The organism is Candidatus Planktophila versatilis (genome assembly GCF_002288105.1).
GTDB classification, from domain to species: Bacteria; Actinomycetota; Actinomycetes; order Nanopelagicales; family Nanopelagicaceae; genus Planktophila; species Planktophila versatilis.
This window is the reverse complement of sequence record NZ_CP016774.1, coordinates 199008-215032: the sequence shown is the minus strand read 5'-3', so window position 1 is coordinate 215032 and position 16025 is coordinate 199008. Positions and strand designations below refer to the sequence as shown.

Genomic DNA, 16025 nt, shown 5'->3' with positions numbered 1-16025 from the left:
CGATACCGCGAATGAGAGTTCTCACAATGGCAGAAAAGAATTTCCGCAACTGGGTGGGTTTCCGCGAAGAAACTGATCGTGAACCAATTGCTAACCCTGTTGATCGCATTCGTGATCTTGAGTCTCAATTAGCTGATCTACGCTCACGCCGCGACATCACTGGTCTTTCGCGCGAAGAGTTTGAAATCCTAGCCACCGAAACTGCAATGGCGATGATTCGCTCTGCCCAAGGTCGCGAAGCAAAGGCACATGCCACTGCCGACCGTGTCATTTCTGAATCATCACGTACCGCTAAAGATGTTCTTGAAGGTGCTGAAAATAAGGCTCGAAGCGTCCTAGCTGGAGCTGAAACCCGTGGGCGTAAATATATTTCTGCAGCTGAAGTTGAAGCTGCCGAACTGATTCGTGAGGCAAGTCGTGAGGCAGATCTAGTTATGGAGAGTAAACGCCGCGAAGCTGCTGCACTTGCCACAGCTGCGCGTCGTGAAGCCGAGAGAGTAATCGGTGAAGCATCTGAGAACGTCAATGAGTATCGAGCATGGCTTGCCGAGATCATCACAGATACTGAACGTCTCTATCGCTCGCAAACTCAAGCGTTATCTGCTGCCGAGAGTGCAATCGCACAATCTCGTGACCGATTAGATTCTGCCTTTGCTCGCTTAAGTAAGATGAGCGATGTAGTTGCTAGTGCAATAAATGAAGATGGAACTATTAAAAGATCTGCTCCTATTGCCGTGGAGAGTAAGCGCACACGCGCAGCTATTAGCGCACCTAAACGTACTAAAAAATCTGCTGCAAAGCGCCCTGTTAAGAAATCTGCTACTAAGCGCAAGTAATTGATATGGCTGCCAATCGCGGTATCCAATACATCCCTGCAATCGATGGGCTTCGTGCACTGGCAGTAATTGCGGTGATGCTTTATCACCTGGGCTTTACTTGGATTCCGGGTGGATTTCTCGGTGTTGATCTCTTCTTTGTCATCTCTGGATATGTAATAACGCGCTTGCTCCTTGATTCTATTGAGCAGAGCGGTGGTCTTGATCTACGCGGCTTTTACCTTGCGCGAGCTCGGCGATTGCTGCCAGCCCTTATCTTTACCGTCACCACGACAACGATTGCAATTGGTATTTGGGCGCCCGATACCATCAAGCGACTTCTCACAGATATGCCATTTTCACTCACAGGCACTATGAATTGGTGGCTGGTAGCGCGTCACCAAGATTATTTCGAAAGTATCGGCAGGCCGCCTCTTCTTCAGCACACATGGTCACTTGCAGTTGAGGCACAGTTTTATCTTCTTTGGCCGCTCATCCTCTACTTTATCCTTAAGCGATTAGGTAAAAGTCGGATACCAATTGCCGCACTTGTTATTGCCGCAGCCTCCGGTATCACGCTGCTTCTTGTTTCATTCTCACTCGATGCCTCAAATGCCTCGAAAGTCAGCCATGTGTACTTCGGAACGGACACGCACAGCATTGGATTGTTCTTAGGTGCAGCACTTGCCGTGAGTTGGATTCCACAGAATTTCACGATCAATGTCAGTAAGAAGGCTCAGGACTTCATCGACGGAATTGGTGTCTTTGGTTTCATTGGAATCATCGCAACTTTTTTACTCATTGATGAATCCAAACCGACCTTATATAAAATTGCCTTCCCGCTTGCTGGACTCTTCGGAGCCTCAATAATTATGTCTGTCGTTCATCCGGCATCTCGCTTCGCACCGATTCTGCAAAATCCTATTCTGGTGTGGATTGGTCAACGTTCATATGCGATGTATTTATGGCATTGGATAATTTTCCAAGTTACTCGCCCAAGCGTTGATCTAGCTGGTCAGATGTGGGCGCTTTATGCACTTCGTATTCTTATTGTTTTTGCTCTAGCTGATATTTCTTTGCGATATGTGGAACAGCCAATTCGTCGAGGAGCTCTCAAGCTTTGGATTAAAGGACTTAAGTACAGAACAAAGCGAGAGCGCACGCAACAAACACGGGCCTTTGCGGCGGTTTTCTTTGTCGTACTAGCACTTGCTGCAGTTGTGAGCGTTCGTGCAATCTCGATAGGAAATGAACAACGCACTGCGATTGAGAAAGCTCTCACCGCTCCAGAAATTTCAATCAGTGCACCGGAAGTAGATGGGCTCTGGGTGACAGGTGATTCGATCATCTTAGGAATTCGCGCCTCACTTGATGCGCAAAAGCCAATATCAGTGATGAATGCACGAATTGGACGACAGGCACCTGAACTGTTAGAAGTCATGCAAAGCGATAAGACTGAGGTCGGTAATTCACCCATTATCTTTAATCTAGGCAACAACGGAGTATTAACTCGTGATGATGTCCAGGCAATATTCGAACTTGTAAAAGATCAGCCGCAAGTGATTGTGGTCAACACTGCAGTATCAAGACCTTGGCGAGATGGAAATAATGCACTAGTCGCCGAAGTTGCCCAGCAATATTCCACAGTCACGCTAATTGATTGGAATGCAATTTCTATGGGCCATCCCGAATACTTTGCACCCGATGGAATTCATCTAGCGCCGACAGGGGTTGCCATCTATGTTGGTGAAATTCTCAAGAATCTGAAATGAAAAACCCCGACCAATTATGGTCGGGGTTTTTCCGATAACTTTTATTCGAACTGGCCGGCAAAACCGAATGGAACTGCAACTCCGAGTGAACCATCTGCATAAACAGCTGATACGCGGAATGAAGTTGAACCTTCAGTTGCAGTCTTAGCAAACTCTGCAGCATATGTTGTTGCAGAAACTTCTGATACGACTTTCCACTCACCGAGGTTTGCACGAGTCTCTATTGAGTAACCCTTTACTTCTCCAGCTGGTGCTTTCCAAGTAATAACCATGACAGACTTTGAACTGTCCTTCCAGTTTCCAATGAAACGTGATGGTGCCTCACCTGTTGTGTTAGCAGGATCTGTTACAACTGGAGTTTCCTCAGGTGCTGCAGATTCTGTTACAGCCGGAGTTTCCTCGGGTGCTGCAGATTCTGTTGCTGCAGGTGTTTCAGTTGCCATCTCATCGCTATCTTTACTTGAATTAGTAATAACGAATGCACCAACTAGGAGAATTCCAAGTAGAACTGCAAAGAGGGCCTTTGATGACGACTTGCTGTTCGGACTCGTCGCTGGCTTTGAAGCAGCCGCTGGTTTAGCACTTGCTGCTGAAGTACGCGGCGCAGCAGGTGATGGGGTTGTTGAAACATTTACACGAGATCCACCAACTGATGGAACTGGCGGGATGACAACCTGTGATGCAATCTTCTTACGCGCTGCAGACTTCTTTGCTGTCTTTTTAGCCGTTGACTTCTTTGCGGTTGACTTCTTGGCAACCTTCTTCGCAGTCTTCTTCTTTACAACGGCCTTCTTGACTGCTCTCTTAGGCGCACTCTTCTTCGCTGCGCTCTTTTTCGCAGGAGACTTTTTAGCTGTGCTCTTCTTAGCGGTTGACTTCTTTGGCGCAGCTTTCTTCGCTGCTGACTTCTTCTTTACTGCCACTGTAATCTCCTAGATAGTTGACGTTCAAAGATGATAGATACAGGCAAAGTTTAACCCAGGTTTTCAAGCAATGTAATCACATGCGGTGCAATGGCTCGAAGCGATTTTCCCCGATGACTGATTGCATCCTTGGTTTCTGCGCTCATTTGCGCACTCGACTGCGCGAAACCATGGGGTAGAAATATGGGGTCATACCCGAATCCAAATTCACCCACTGGTGCGCGCAATATTGAGCCGTGGAACTCTGCCTCTTCCCAGTGGCTCCTGCCATCAGGCAGATAGAGGGCCGCGACACAGGTGAAATGTGCTCCCCTTTTCTCATCTGGAATATTGCGCAACTGTTGTAGAACTTTTTCAGTATTTGCTGCATCATCACCATGGGAACCTGCCCATCGCGCAGAGAAAATTCCTGGGTCGCCATTTAAGTGATCAACACAGAGTCCACTGTCATCGGCAATTGCAGGTAGCCCCGTTGCCATCGACATTTCTCGCGCCTTCTTGAGCGCATTTTCTTCGAAAGTTGCGCCATCTTCTATGACATCAGCAAGATCTGGAAATTGATCAAGACCTACCAGGTTTATTGCCCCAGGTGCAATGGCTTCAAGAATTCGGCGGAACTCTTCAATCTTTCCTTTGTTGCGAGTGGCAAGTAATAACGTGTGTGACATTTAGCGAGCGAGTGCTTGTTTCTGCAAGTTGGTAAGTTCGGCGCATCCAGCGACAGCAAGATTGAGTAAAGAATCAAGCAGTGCGCGATCAAAAGGTGCCCCTTCTGCAGTGCCCTGGACTTCGATAAATCTTCCATCACCGGCGCACACAACATTCATATCTGTCTCTGCCCGCACATCTTCTTCATAACAGATATCAAGCATCGGAACGCCATCGACAATTCCGACGCTGACCGCAGCTACTGAGTCCGCAAGTGGTTTTGCACTTGCCTTTACATGACCTTCTTTTTGAGCCCAGGCAATTGCATCTGCCAGTGCAACATATGCACCAGTGATTGCAGCTGTGCGAGTTCCGCCATCGGCTTGCAGCACATCGCAATCGATAACGATTGTGTTTTCGCCAAGCTCTTTCATATCAACAATTCCACGCAATGAGCGGCCGACCAGGCGCGAAATCTCTTGCGTGCGACCCCCTAGCTTTCCTTTCACGCTCTCACGATCAGAGCGCGTATGGGTAGCTCTAGGCAGCATTGAATATTCAGAGGTGACCCATCCGTTACCTGAATCTTTTAGCCAGCGAGGAACACCTGGGGTGAAAGATGCAACGCAGAGCACGCGAGTCTTTCCGAATTCAACAAGTACTGAACCTTCGGCGTAATCCAACCAGCCACGAGTTATCTTGATATCGCGGAGTTGATCTACTGTGCGTCCATCGTTGCGTGCCATTACATTCCTCGTTCTCTATTAGTTCTGCGGATAAAGCTAGAATTAAAGTTTATTGCTCACAAATCTTGGTGCTGCACCGAACCAACTTCTGGCCCTAGGAAGCGTCGTGCAAGTAATTCAAATGCTTGAGCATCTCCTGTGGCTAGGAACTTATGAGTGGATGGGCTCTCAGAACCGCCCCGAAGCAAATTATTCTCAACCAATACTCGGTATAGATCCTTTGCAGTTTCTTCGGCACTTGAAACGAGGGAAACATCGTTACCCATAACATAGGAAATGACGCCGGTAAGAAGTGGGTAGTGGGTGCAACCTAAGACTAATGTGTCGATATCGGCATCAATCATTGGCTTGAGATATTCGCGAGCAATTTTTGTGATTGCTTCTCCAGAGGTTTCACCGCGCTCTACAAACTCCACAAAGAGCGGGCAAGCAATGGATTCAATTCTTAATTGCGTAGCAGCGGCAAAGGCATCGAGATATGCCTTTGATTCAATTGTTGCTCGAGTTCCAATAACTCCAACTCGACCTGATCGTGTTGCAGCAACGGCTCGACGAACAGCCGGTTGAATTACCTCAATAACTGGTATCGAATATCGCTCTCTTGCATCGCGCAACATGGCAGCACTTGCGGTATTGCATGCGATAACGAGGGCTTTGACTCCTTGCTCGACGAGGAAATCTAGAGTTTCTAGAGCGAAGTCGCGAACTTCTGCCAGAGGCCTAGGACCATATGGTCCGCGCGCTGTGTCACCTATATATAAAGTGGATTCATTGGGTAATTGATCAAGAATTGCTCTAGCAACCGTTAAACCGCCAACACCAGAATCGAAGATACCGATTGGCGCAGAACTCATGGGATGAGTCTAACGGCGAGAACGGATTAAGCCCAAAGAGTGCCGTCGAGTCCCTCGGTTGCGGCTTCGACCTGTGAGCCGTAAATGCCGGTCGATAAGTATTTCCAGCCAGCATCGCAGACGATAAATGCAATATCGGCATCACGCTTTGCAGCGATTGCTTCTTGGCCCATAGCAATAGCTGCATGCAATATCGCACCCGTTGAAATACCAGCAAAAATTCCTTCGACTTCCAAGAGTTCGCGAACGCGCCTCACGGAATCTTCGGCGCCTACTGAGAATCGTCGAGTGAGAATTGATGCATCATAAAGCTCAGGGACAAAGCCTTCATCAATATTGCGAAGCCCATAAACCAATTCACCATATCGAGGTTCGGCCGCAATAATTTGCACGTCAGGGTTCTTCTCGCGCAAGTAACGCCCTGCTCCCATAAGTGTTCCCGTTGTTCCAAGGCCGGCAACAAAGTGTGTAATAGTTGGTAAATCTCTAAACAGTTCAGGTCCGGTGCCGTTGTAGTGCGCCGCGGTATTTGCAGGGTTGCCATATTGATAGAGGAAAACGTAATCAGGATTCTTTGCCGCAATTTCTTTCGCAACGCGCACAGCTTCATTAGAACCACCAGCTGCTGGGGAAGAAATAATTTCAGAGCCCCACATCTCAAGTAACTGCCTGCGTTCTGGACTTGTGTTCTCTGGCATCACACAAATTAATTTATATCCGCGAACTTTGGCAGCCATGGCAAGTGAGATTCCCGTGTTACCACTTGTTGGTTCAAGAATTGTTGCGCCAGGTTTTAAGAGACCATCACGTTCTGCAGCTTCAATCATTGAAATAGCTGTGCGATCTTTAATTGAACCAGTCGGGTTTCGGTCTTCCATCTTTGCCCACAAACGAACATTTGGTGCTGGAGAAAGACGAGGTAAACCGATAAGAGGTGTGTTTCCTACCGATGATTCGAGTGAGTCATATCGTGCCAAATTTAGCCACCAGCGACAGCAGGCAAAATTGTGATGGAGTCTCCATCCTTAACCGGAGCCTCGAGTCCACCTAAGAAACGTACATCTTCATCATTGATATAAATATTGATGAAGCGACGTAGTGCGCCATCTTCTAGTAGTCGCTCACCCATTCCTGCAAAGTTTGCATCAAGGTCGCTAATAATGAGAGCAAGGGTTACGCCTTGAGCCTCTACTGTTTTCTGATCTTTTGTATAGGGGCGCAATATCGTTGGGATGCGAACTTCAATAGCCATGGCGTAATTATGTCGAAAAATCGGCGCTATCTCTAATCGAGAATTCCTACTCGAGAATGGTGACCGGCTCTTCGGTCACTACCCCATCAATGATGCGATATGAACGGAATTCTGGAGTTGTTGCAATCTCTTTGCGGGTAGAAACCAAGACGTAGTGTGCACCCGGTTCGCCGGCGTAGGCGATATCGGTTCGAGAGGGATAAGCCTCTGTCTCTGTATGGGAATGATAAATAACAATAATCTCTTCATCATTATCATCGACCTCGCGGTAAAGTGCTAAAAGATCTTTTGGATCAAACTCATAAAAAGTAGGCGAATGTGCTGCATTGATCATTGGCTTATGCCGAATAGCTTTATCTGAACCCACTGGCCCCAAGATCACACCACAGCATTCATCTGGATATTCAACGCGTGATTGTTCAAGAATCGCATCGACTAATGTGCGAGAGATTTCTAGAGTCATGTGTGTATCTTACAAGAAGTCATCTTAAGAATTCTCAGGTTGCGATTTCGAATCTGCATCATCAATCAGGGCTGAGAGAAGGCTTTCTTGTAACCAACCTAGCCAGGTGTAGACAGCATAGACACCTCGAAGCGGATCATCGGGTGCGAGAATTTCAAGATGTTCATTGGAATTACTCTCCACCTTAAGGCGCACACCCAGTGCCAATCGAATATCGTTTATCGCGCCAAGCCAGGCATTGGCATTGTCGTGATCTAAATCAATAGTGCCATCCTCTGATGATTTTAAATGTATGCGCATCACAACTGCATGTGCTTGCTTTTTTGCACGCAGAGTTGATTCGGTATATCTGCGAAATTCAGATGAATCGACAGAATCGGCATATGCATTAGGCAAGAGACGGTGCAGCACGTCATCTTCGGGTGGAGAATCATGGGATGTAATTCCAACCATTGCCGCCAGTGGATCATCATTTCCATGGTCTGTACGCTCTGCTAAAAGTTCAATTATTTGTTCACACAAATTCAGGAGCACTTCTTTCTCACTGTCAGCAAATTGTGCAACGTATGAATGATCCCCGTGGCGCTTAAAACCTTCCGTAGCGGTCACAGCTGATCACCGCGTTGCAATGTGGCCCACAATCCATATTCATGTAGGCGCGCGACATCATGTTCCATCTCTTCTCGACTTCCTGTGGAAACAATAGCTTTGCCCTCATTATGAACTTGCAGCATCAGCTCAGTGGCGCGAGCTTTGGAATAGTTGAAAAGTTCCATAAACACATAGGTGACATAGGTCTGCAAGTTAACTGGGTCATCCCAAACAATGGTGACCCATGGCGTATCACTAGAAAAGATTGCGCGAATCTCTTCCTCGACCTTATCTGCCGTTTTCACCATCACCGGATAATGATATTGAATGTTTGACTTGTTAAGGCAGCCCAATTTGCATCTTCGCTCACAGTGGTTCGCAAGGTATACACGCCACGATTTTGTGGTGCGACCGTGATGACAAAGTTACCTTGAGCATCAGTGAGTACACTTTCAGTAATAGATTGCCACTCTTTCCCGGTTAGTTTCTCGAGGGTCACCATGGCATCAGCGCTGCGAGGAAGCACATTGCCACTAATCTGGAATTCTGTTCCAGACTTAGCAGTCGTTGGGGCACTGAGATTTAACTGTCTACTGATGGTGATTGGGATCTCAACTGAAAGACCTTCACTCCTATCCCACGTTGCATCTGAATAAACACGGATCGACGTTGATTTGCCGAGAATCAATGACTTTTCAAAGTTGCCTTCCGCGTTTGTGATTGCATTTGCCAAGGTGCGCCAGGTGCTTTCACCCACAGACTTTCCTTCGACTCGGACAGCAAGATTGGCAATAGGTGACTTATCTTTAATGCTCAATTGTCCAGTAATTGTGAATGGCGTTCCATAGCTCATCTCACTCTTATCAACTGATGTCACAACGTTGACTTGATCTGGAGCGATTGATTTTGCAACTGTTCGAATAGCTTCCATTGCGAGTGGCTCTTCCATGCCAAATGTCCACGCTGTTATTCCACCTATGCGGTATTTGGTAACAAGTGCGGCTCGAAGCGCCCAACTGCGATTGTCTTGATACCACGCTGTGCGCGATGCCGTGCAAGTTGTCGCGAGCCCGCCGGCCGTGGTTCCGTTATAAACCTTTTGATAAGTAAAAGTGACCTCACCAAACTGCTCGTTATAGGTTGGTATTGCCCCATAAGTAGCTGCAAGTGATTGCGCATCACGCATCACGAATGTTGCAGCTTTGGCTCCCACCTTTACTGAATTAGCAACGTTTGCTGGGCATACTCCCGAAACAGCCGTTACCCAGTCTCGCCCATAGCCAGGGATACCCACAAACACCTTCGATGCAGGCATGATTGAGATGGCATATTGCAATGTCCGTTCAACCCACGTAATTGGTCCCTGTGGACCAACTCTTGCTGGCGAATAGTCGTACGTCATGATGCGCAATTTGTCGATTGAATCCGCGATTGCAGCCCAGGCGTATACGTAATAACCCTTCTGCTTATCTGCAGGATTTAACACATAAGGCGTAGTTACCGAGAGAAGCTTCTCTTCCGCATGCAGTGCAACGCTTAACTCTTTGACAAATGCGGTCCATAGCGGAGCAGTGGCCTTCCAGGTTGTGTTTTTATCAACAAATGCGAATCCTTCAAAATCAAGATCAATTCCATCGTAGTTATTGACACGCACTAGATTCATAATTGCATTGACTACTTGCGTGCGAGATGTCGGGCTCTTAAGTAATCCTGCGAGAACACCTTCACTGGTTCCATCGGTAATCGTAGGAATAATCTGGAGATTGGCATTGCGAAGTGCGGTCAGGGGCACCGAAATCGGCACGCTTGGATTTGCCGGTGCGTAAAGGTCGGTAATTTCGGGGGCCTTAGTCTTCCCGTTGTATTTAAGTGTGTACCAGAATGGCATTACCTCTTTTATGAGATCTACATTGTTGAGCACATCTGGAAGCGCTGTTTTCATTGAGTAATAAGGGATCCATCCGGTAAGAATCTTGCGTGGCACATTCTCTTCGGCGTGTGTAGAAGGCAGAAAAGGGGTGCTGGCAAGAAGTGAAAATAAAAGAGTAAATGTGAGACTAACGCGTGAAAACTTCTTCATGCCGATTTTCCAAATATAGATTTAAAGCGAGTCATCAATCGCCCACCGTATTCACGGTCGACCGACCAGATGTTCAAAAGCAGAGCTGCCAGTGAAATTATCTTCAGCAACATAGGAATTGGGCTGATGATAAAGAAGAAGGAAAAAACAGAACCCACAGCGCTGACAAAGGCCATCAAGGCTCGACGCAGAATCTTTGCCACCAGATTGCCAGTCAGCGATTGCGCTATTCGGCTTGAGAGGAGAATCGAAATAGGTGCACTGAATAGAACTACGGAAACTAAGACAGAGACAAGTAGGACAAGTGATTCCATATCTACCTCCCCCATGTTGAATCGGTTGCCGCAAAGAGTGCCATATCTATCTGCCCGCGATCCTCGCGGGTGACTTTCTTGCGCATGATTCCTTCTTTTTCATAGCCTGCGCTAATTAACAACTTCTGAGATGCGTGGTTATCAACATCAACCAGTGCTTCAATCCGCTTGAATCCAATTTCACGTAATCCAAGTTCGGTAATCATTTGTGTGGCGGTAGTGCCAATTCCCTTACTACGCTGAGTGGAATCAATCCAGTAACCAATCTCAGCTGTGTGGTTTCGAATATTGACCGAATGAAGTGAGATCTCTCCAGCAAATTTCTTATCAGCACCATTTCCGTAATCAATAATAAATAACATTTCGCGGCGCTCTGCAAAAGCGAATGGGACATTGCGCACAAATTCGATTGCGTGATCAATCGTGTAGTTCGAAGGCACTGTCGTAAATGCTGGAATGAGCGGGTCCTGGCAGGCCTTAAAAATCGCATCAACATCTTCCTCAGTGCTTGGACGAAGGGTAATCAGTCCATGCGAAAGAGTTGGTATCTGCGCCGGCCACCAAATCATTACTCAATCTTATGGCAGAGGTAAGTTAATCAGGGGACGAACGCTTGAAGTGTTAGCCAATCAATTCAGAATCGCGGTGACGACTCTGGTCGTGGGTGCAACTTAAATTAGATGGCAGTGCTGCACAGCTATCGCAGAGCAAAATCAACTGATGACAAGATGCTGTGTTGCAGTTTCGAAAATCCTTGGTTGGAGCTTTGCACTTATCGCATTCTCCGATGACTTTTGCCTTATCTGAAAAATCCATAGAGATGCGATCATCAAAAATATAGAGCGAACCTTCCCAAGAAGCCTCATCGCCGAAGCGATCGCCATACTTCACAATGCCACCATCTATTTGATAGACCTCGTTAAATCCTCGGTTTTTCATGACCACAGAGAGAATTTCACATCGAATCCCTCCTGTGCAATATGTAACAACCGGCTTATCCTTCAAGTGATCGTATTTTCCGCTTTCAATTTCCTTCACAAAGTCGCGGGAAGACTCAACATCTGGAACAACTGCATTTTTGAACTTGCCAATTTTTGCTTCATACGCATTTCTTCCATCAAAAAAGACAACTTCATCGCCGCGCTCTTTGACAAGTTCTTCTACCTGTTCTGGGCGAAGATGAACTCCGCCGCCAATGACACCATTTTCGTCAACTTTTATCTCATCAGGGTTTCCAAAGGCTACGAGTTCATCTTTGACGACCACCCGAAGCCGTGGAAACTCAGTTCCAGTTCCATCTGACCATTTAAAAGTGATGTTTTTGAAACCTTGATAGCGACGGGTTTCGCGCACATACTTCTTCACTTCGGCCATCTCACCGCCAACAGTTCCGTTAATTCCATGTGGAGAAATCAAGATGCGACCTTTGAGATTTAAGGATTCGCAGAGTTGTTTCTGCCATAGACGCATCGCCTCGGGATCTGCAACAGGGGTGAAGCCGTAATACAGAACCACTTTGTTGAGCTTCGGTGCGTGCTTATTCACGACCATATTCTAGACCGCTTGCGGGGCTCATCGATTTTCGCTCTGACTTAAGCATCCACGCCACAAAAAATGGCCAAGTTGCAGGTAGTTGAAAGTTCAACTACATTTGGCTCATCACAAAGGAGCACCAATGCCAGCAGTAACCGTTAGCGATATAACAATTCTTCCTCGCATCACCGATGCTTCACATCTGCGTGCGCGAGGCATCAAGAGCATTACAACTGCGCCGCAAGGATTTGAGGGCGAAGGTTTTCCTGTTCGACGTGCATTTGCCGGTGTTGATCTTGCGGAGTTAGATCCTTTTATTCACTTAGACCAAATGGGAGAAGTTGAATACGCGCCAGGTGAACCAAAAGGTACTCCGTGGCATCCACACCGTGGTTTTGAAACTGTCACATACATTATTGACGGCATCTTCGATCATAAAGATTCCAATGGTGGTGGTGGCTCGATTACAGATGGCGACACGCAATGGATGACAGCTGGTGGTGGAATTCTTCACATCGAAACTCCCCCAGAACATTTAGTGGTCTCTGGCGGTTTATTTCATGGCTTCCAACTCTGGGTAAATCTTCCTGCTGTGAAGAAGTGGTCGCCTCCTGCATATCAAGATGTGCGAGCAAAAGATGTCGCACTTCTAACATCAACTGATGGTGGATCACTTATTCGAATTATTGCTGGTGAACTCGATGGTCACGTTGGGCCAGGATCAACCCAGACTCCGATTACTCTCATTCACGCAACCGTTGCACCTGGTGCCGAACTTAGACTTCCTTGGCGCAAGGATTACAACGCACTTGTTTACTCAATGTCAGGTCAGGGTTTTGTCGGAGATGAACAGCGTCCGATTTCAATGGGTCAACTCACCGTCTTCGGTGAAGGTGATTGCATTGTTGTTCGCGCCGCAAATCAACAAGAGTCGCGTTCTCCAAACTTGGAGCTCTTCATTCTTGGCGGGCAACCGATTAAGGAACCTGTTGCCTGGATGGGTCCCTTTGTGATGAATACAAAGAGTGAAGTTCTGCAAGCGTTTGAAGATTTCCAGAAGGGCCTACTTGGCTCAATTCCAGCGATATACAAGGACGATGCCAAGCGTCCGGTGAACCGCACCAAGATTTTGGATGTGCACAACGCTCCAACTGACCTACAAGAAAGCTAGTTCTTATAGCGCTTTCAGTGCTGAGACAACTTTAGTCAGCGATGCTTTGGCATCACCGAAGAGAAGCATTGTCTTTGGGTCATAGAGAAGTTCATTTTCGATGCCAGCAAATCCTGGGCGCATAGAGCGCTTCAGGAAGATGATGTTGGCAGCGTGATTTACTTCCAAGATAGGCATTCCGTAGATTGGGCAACCTGGAGTTGTTTGTGCTGCAGGATTCACAACGTCATTTGCTCCAATAACAATGGCGACATCTGTCTGACCAAATGTTGGATTGACTTCATCCATTTCAGCTAATTGATCATAAGGAACATTTGCTTCAGCAAGAAGTACGTTCATATGTCCTGGCATACGACCAGCTACCGGGTGAATTCCATATGCAACATCAATACCTTTTGAAAGCATAAGGTCGGCAAGTTCGCGCACTGTGTGTTGCGCCTGCGCAACGGCAAGTCCGAAGCCAGGAACGATAACTACACGTCGGGCATAATTAAGAAGAATCGCAACGTCATCAGGAGATCCTGAGCGAACTGGACGTTCTTCTGCTGTGCCAGTTGCTGCCTGTGGTTTTGCAGTAAATGCACCGAAGAGAGTTCCAAAGAGTGAGCGTCCCATCGCCTCTGCCATCAAGCGAGTCAGAATTGTTCCTGAAGCACCGACAAGAGTTCCTGCAATAATCAAAAGTGTTGATGAGAGCACATAACCACTTGCTGCAACAGTCAGACCTGTGAATGCGTTGAGCAGTGAGATCACGATAGGTACATCTGCACCACCCACTGGGAGTACAAAGAGCACACCAAAGAGCAACGAGATCACTGCAAGAACTAGTAGTGGAGTTGTTCCAAGGGCAATTACAACCCAGACGCTGACCCCAAGTACTGCAGCGAGGGTGGCAGCGATAACAAATCTACCGCCAGGAAATACCACTGGGCGCGTAGTCATAAGTTCTTGTAGCTTCATAAATGTAATGATGGAACCGCTGAAAGATACGCAGCCCACAACAACGGTAAAGACAGTGAAGATTACTTCTGCTGTCGTTGCGCTATCGCCAAGATTTAAGTACTCCACGATTGCAACAAGTGCTGCAGCGCCACCGCCCACACCATTAAAGAGTGCGACAAGCTGTGGCATCTGAGTCATCTCAACTTTGCGAGCCGCAGGTACTCCAATAATCAGACCCACTGCGATTGCACCCAAGATCCAACCCAAGTTATGAATTGGCAGTGAATGTGTCTCTGCACCGTCTCCGCTCGGAGTGACATAGAGAAAGACTGAAAGAGTTGCGACTGTTGCACCAAAGGCACCAATTAAGTTACCGCGGCGTGCAGTCTTTGGATGCGAGAGTCCTTTAAGTGCCAAGATAAATGCCACACCGGCAGCGAGACCTACCAAGCTATAGAGAGTGCTACTCACTTCTGGTCTCCCTTCTTAGGCTTGAACATCTCAAGCATGCGATCGGTAACTACAAAGCCACCAACCATATTGATTGTTGCTAAAACAATTGCGGCCAGTGAGAGTCCAAGCTCTAGGTTACTCTCACTGTGATCTGCAACGATGATTGCACCAACAAGGATGACACCGTGAATTGCGTTAGCGCCAGACATCAGGGGCGTGTGTAGCGTTGATGAAACCTTTGATACAACTTCAAACCCCACGAATACTGCAAGGGTGAAGATTGAGATAACGGCAATTGCATCCATTAGTTGCTGCCTCCTTTTTCACTAGCTCCAGGTGTGTGCTTGGCACCTGCATGTGTAAGTGCGGCCTTATCAATAATTTCATCTGTGAAGTCAATATTTAGTGCTACTTTTTCGCCATCCTTTGCTGCAGTTGTCATCAAGGTAAGTAAGTTGACCACGTTACGTGAATACAGACTTGAAGCATGGAACGGCAACTGGCTCGGCACATCTTTACCGCCCCAAATCTGAACACCCTTGGCGGTAGTGACAATCTCTCCCGGCTTTGAACCTTCAGCATTTCCACCAGTTTCGGCAGCGAGATCAACGATGATTGTTCCTGCCTCCATCGCATCAATCATGGCTGCAGTCATCAAACGCGGTGCTGCTCGTCCTGGAACTGCAGCAGTTGTAATAACAAGATGCGATTTGGCAATATATGGAGTCAAGAGTTCGCGTTGCTTTGCTGCACGCTCTTCCGTCATTTCACGTGCATAACCACCAGCACCTTCAAGTGCCTCAAGTTCCAAATCAATAAATGTTGCGCCCATTGATTTCACTTCATCAGCAGAAGATGGGCGAACATCGTAGGCAGATACAACGGCGCCAAGTCGGCGAGCGGTTGCAATTGCCTGTAGTCCTGCCACACCAGCACCCAGAACAAGTACTTGCGCGGGAGTAACGGTTCCTGCGGCGGTCATGAGCATTGGGAAAAAGCGCGGAGAAAGTTCTGCGCCAACGAGTGCTGCTCGATAACCAGCACAGAGTGCTTGAGATGTCAGCGCATCCATTGACTGTGCACGTGAAATACGTGGGACTAGTTCAAGTGAGAAAGCTGTGACACCCGCTGTGACCGCTGCATCGATTGAATCTATGGCCGTTACTGGAGATAAGAAAGAGATTGTGACTGCGCCCTTTTTTAAGGACGATATCTGTGCTGGAGTAAGTGAAGTAACGCAGAGAACAACGTCGGCATCACCAATGACATTGCCGCTTTTGATTGTTGCCCCTGCTGCTATGAACAGCTCATCTGTAGCTTGAGCATGAACACCCGCTCCAGATTCAATGACAACTTCATAACCTAATTTGGTTAATTTGTTGATGATGTCTGGGACTAGCGCTACGCGCTTCTCGCCATCTCTAATTTCTCTCGGGACTGCAACTCTCATGGGGGAAAAGATACATGT

Annotated in this window: 19 protein-coding genes; 3 read left to right on the top strand and 16 right to left on the bottom strand. The window is 47.4% G+C overall.

Annotated features, from left to right (window positions below; all coding sequences use genetic code 11):
• Window positions 1-26: 26 nt before the first annotated feature.
• Together A1sIA79_RS01090 and A1sIA79_RS01085 are read left to right on the top strand one after the other, a co-directional pair.
• Complete coding sequence (locus A1sIA79_RS01090) at window positions 27-836, top strand: hypothetical protein (protein ID WP_095674413.1); 810 nt, start codon at window positions 27-29, stop codon at window positions 834-836.
• 5 nt (window positions 837-841) lie between these two features.
• On the top strand, window positions 842-2587 hold the full coding sequence (locus A1sIA79_RS01085; protein ID WP_095674412.1) for an acyltransferase family protein: 1746 nt from the start codon (window positions 842-844) through the stop codon (window positions 2585-2587).
• 41 nt (window positions 2588-2628) lie between these two features.
• Here the strand turns inward: A1sIA79_RS01085 and A1sIA79_RS01080 are convergent, their stop codons facing one another.
• The 13 genes from A1sIA79_RS01080 to trhO are packed head-to-tail and all read right to left on the bottom strand — an operon-like array spanning window position 2629 to window position 12009.
• Complete coding sequence (locus A1sIA79_RS01080; RefSeq protein WP_095674411.1) at window positions 2629-3510, bottom strand: superantigen-like protein SSL4; 882 nt, start codon at window positions 3508-3510, stop codon at window positions 2629-2631.
• A 50-nt stretch (window positions 3511-3560) separates the two neighbouring features.
• On the bottom strand, window positions 3561-4178 hold the full coding sequence (gene rdgB / locus A1sIA79_RS01075; RefSeq protein ID WP_095674410.1) for an RdgB/HAM1 family non-canonical purine NTP pyrophosphatase: 618 nt from the start codon (window positions 4176-4178) through the stop codon (window positions 3561-3563).
• The gene (gene rph / locus A1sIA79_RS01070; protein WP_095674409.1) at window positions 4179-4904 is read right to left on the bottom strand and encodes a ribonuclease PH; all 726 of its coding nucleotides are present in this window, start codon (window positions 4902-4904) and stop codon (window positions 4179-4181) included.
• 56 nt (window positions 4905-4960) lie between these two features.
• Entirely contained in the window at window positions 4961-5758 is a 798-nt protein-coding gene (murI, locus tag A1sIA79_RS01065; protein WP_095674408.1) for a glutamate racemase, read from the bottom strand.
• Window positions 5759-5784: 26 nt separating this feature from the next.
• The gene (locus tag A1sIA79_RS01060; protein WP_095674407.1) at window positions 5785-6735 is read right to left on the bottom strand and encodes a PLP-dependent cysteine synthase family protein; all 951 of its coding nucleotides are present in this window, start codon (window positions 6733-6735) and stop codon (window positions 5785-5787) included.
• A gap of 2 nt (window positions 6736-6737) precedes the next feature.
• Window positions 6738-7010 (bottom strand): MoaD/ThiS family protein, encoded by a 273-nt coding sequence (locus A1sIA79_RS01055; protein ID WP_095674406.1) that lies wholly within the window; start codon window positions 7008-7010, stop codon window positions 6738-6740.
• Window positions 7011-7056: 46 nt separating this feature from the next.
• Window positions 7057-7473 carry a M67 family metallopeptidase gene (locus A1sIA79_RS01050; protein ID WP_095674405.1) on the bottom strand — a complete coding sequence of 139 codons (417 nt, stop codon included), beginning with the start codon at window positions 7471-7473 and terminating at the stop codon, window positions 7057-7059.
• Between the two features lie 24 nt (window positions 7474-7497).
• Entirely contained in the window at window positions 7498-8082 is a 585-nt protein-coding gene (locus tag A1sIA79_RS01045; protein WP_095674404.1) for a DUF2017 domain-containing protein, read from the bottom strand.
• A complete protein-coding gene (gene clpS, locus A1sIA79_RS01040) occupies window positions 8079-8372 on the bottom strand; it encodes an ATP-dependent Clp protease adapter ClpS (RefSeq protein WP_095674403.1) in 294 nt (97 codons plus the stop codon). The genes A1sIA79_RS01045 and clpS overlap by 4 nt, the downstream gene beginning before the upstream one ends.
• On the bottom strand, window positions 8372-10144 hold the full coding sequence (locus tag A1sIA79_RS01035; protein ID WP_223298167.1) for a glycosyl hydrolase family 18 protein: 1773 nt from the start codon (window positions 10142-10144) through the stop codon (window positions 8372-8374). The genes clpS and A1sIA79_RS01035 overlap by 1 nt, the downstream gene beginning before the upstream one ends.
• Complete coding sequence (locus A1sIA79_RS01030; RefSeq protein ID WP_095674401.1) at window positions 10141-10458, bottom strand: hypothetical protein; 318 nt, start codon at window positions 10456-10458, stop codon at window positions 10141-10143. The genes A1sIA79_RS01035 and A1sIA79_RS01030 overlap by 4 nt, the downstream gene beginning before the upstream one ends.
• A 2-nt stretch (window positions 10459-10460) precedes the next feature.
• A complete protein-coding gene (locus tag A1sIA79_RS01025) occupies window positions 10461-11027 on the bottom strand; it encodes a GNAT family N-acetyltransferase (RefSeq protein WP_095674400.1) in 567 nt (188 codons plus the stop codon).
• 52 nt (window positions 11028-11079) lie between these two features.
• Window positions 11080-12009 carry an oxygen-dependent tRNA uridine(34) hydroxylase TrhO gene (gene trhO, locus A1sIA79_RS01020; protein WP_095674399.1) on the bottom strand — a complete coding sequence of 310 codons (930 nt, stop codon included), beginning with the start codon at window positions 12007-12009 and terminating at the stop codon, window positions 11080-11082.
• 124 nt (window positions 12010-12133) lie between these two features.
• Between trhO and A1sIA79_RS01015 the strand changes: the two genes are divergently transcribed.
• A complete protein-coding gene (locus tag A1sIA79_RS01015; protein WP_095674398.1) occupies window positions 12134-13162 on the top strand; it encodes a pirin family protein in 1029 nt (342 codons plus the stop codon).
• A 3-nt stretch (window positions 13163-13165) separates the two neighbouring features.
• Here the strand turns inward: A1sIA79_RS01015 and A1sIA79_RS01010 are convergent, their stop codons facing one another.
• The 3 genes from A1sIA79_RS01010 to A1sIA79_RS01000 are packed head-to-tail and all read right to left on the bottom strand — an operon-like array spanning window position 13166 to window position 16007.
• Window positions 13166-14575, bottom strand: a complete 1410-nt coding sequence (locus tag A1sIA79_RS01010) for an NAD(P)(+) transhydrogenase (Re/Si-specific) subunit beta (protein WP_095674397.1) — start codon at window positions 14573-14575, stop codon at window positions 13166-13168.
• Window positions 14572-14862 (bottom strand): NAD(P) transhydrogenase subunit alpha part 2, encoded by a 291-nt coding sequence (locus A1sIA79_RS01005; RefSeq protein WP_095674396.1) that lies wholly within the window; start codon window positions 14860-14862, stop codon window positions 14572-14574. The genes A1sIA79_RS01010 and A1sIA79_RS01005 overlap by 4 nt, the downstream gene beginning before the upstream one ends.
• On the bottom strand, window positions 14862-16007 hold the full coding sequence (locus A1sIA79_RS01000) for a Re/Si-specific NAD(P)(+) transhydrogenase subunit alpha (RefSeq protein WP_095674395.1): 1146 nt from the start codon (window positions 16005-16007) through the stop codon (window positions 14862-14864). The genes A1sIA79_RS01005 and A1sIA79_RS01000 overlap by 1 nt, the downstream gene beginning before the upstream one ends.
• Between the last annotated feature and the right edge of the window lie 18 nt (window positions 16008-16025).

Bases quoted from the DNA above. Each gene is read 5' to 3' on its own strand.
- A1sIA79_RS01025 (WP_095674400.1), bottom strand. From the start codon at position 11,027: ATGATTTGGTGGCCGGCGCAGATACCAACTCTTTCGCATGGACTGATT.
- rdgB (WP_095674410.1), bottom strand. From the start codon at position 4,178: ATGTCACACACGTTATTACTTGCCACTCGCAACAAAGGAAAGATTGAA.
- A1sIA79_RS01085 (WP_095674412.1), top strand. From the start codon at position 842: ATGGCTGCCAATCGCGGTATCCAATACATCCCTGCAATCGATGGGCTT.
- A1sIA79_RS01005 (WP_095674396.1), bottom strand. From the start codon at position 14,862: ATGGATGCAATTGCCGTTATCTCAATCTTCACCCTTGCAGTATTCGTG.
- A1sIA79_RS01090 (WP_095674413.1), top strand. From the start codon at position 27: ATGGCAGAAAAGAATTTCCGCAACTGGGTGGGTTTCCGCGAAGAAACT.
- A1sIA79_RS01030 (WP_095674401.1), bottom strand. From the start codon at position 10,458: ATGGAATCACTTGTCCTACTTGTCTCTGTCTTAGTTTCCGTAGTTCTA.
- clpS (WP_095674403.1), bottom strand. From the start codon at position 8,372: ATGGTGAAAACGGCAGATAAGGTCGAGGAAGAGATTCGCGCAATCTTT.
- A1sIA79_RS01015 (WP_095674398.1), top strand. From the start codon at position 12,134: ATGCCAGCAGTAACCGTTAGCGATATAACAATTCTTCCTCGCATCACC.
- A1sIA79_RS01050 (WP_095674405.1), bottom strand. From the start codon at position 7,473: ATGACTCTAGAAATCTCTCGCACATTAGTCGATGCGATTCTTGAACAA.
- A1sIA79_RS01055 (WP_095674406.1), bottom strand. From the start codon at position 7,010: ATGGCTATTGAAGTTCGCATCCCAACGATATTGCGCCCCTATACAAAA.
- A1sIA79_RS01000 (WP_095674395.1), bottom strand. From the start codon at position 16,007: ATGAGAGTTGCAGTCCCGAGAGAAATTAGAGATGGCGAGAAGCGCGTA.
- A1sIA79_RS01035 (WP_223298167.1), bottom strand. From the start codon at position 10,144: ATGAAGAAGTTTTCACGCGTTAGTCTCACATTTACTCTTTTATTTTCA.
- rph (WP_095674409.1), bottom strand. From the start codon at position 4,904: ATGGCACGCAACGATGGACGCACAGTAGATCAACTCCGCGATATCAAG.
- trhO (WP_095674399.1), bottom strand. From the start codon at position 12,009: ATGGTCGTGAATAAGCACGCACCGAAGCTCAACAAAGTGGTTCTGTAT.
- murI (WP_095674408.1), bottom strand. From the start codon at position 5,758: ATGAGTTCTGCGCCAATCGGTATCTTCGATTCTGGTGTTGGCGGTTTA.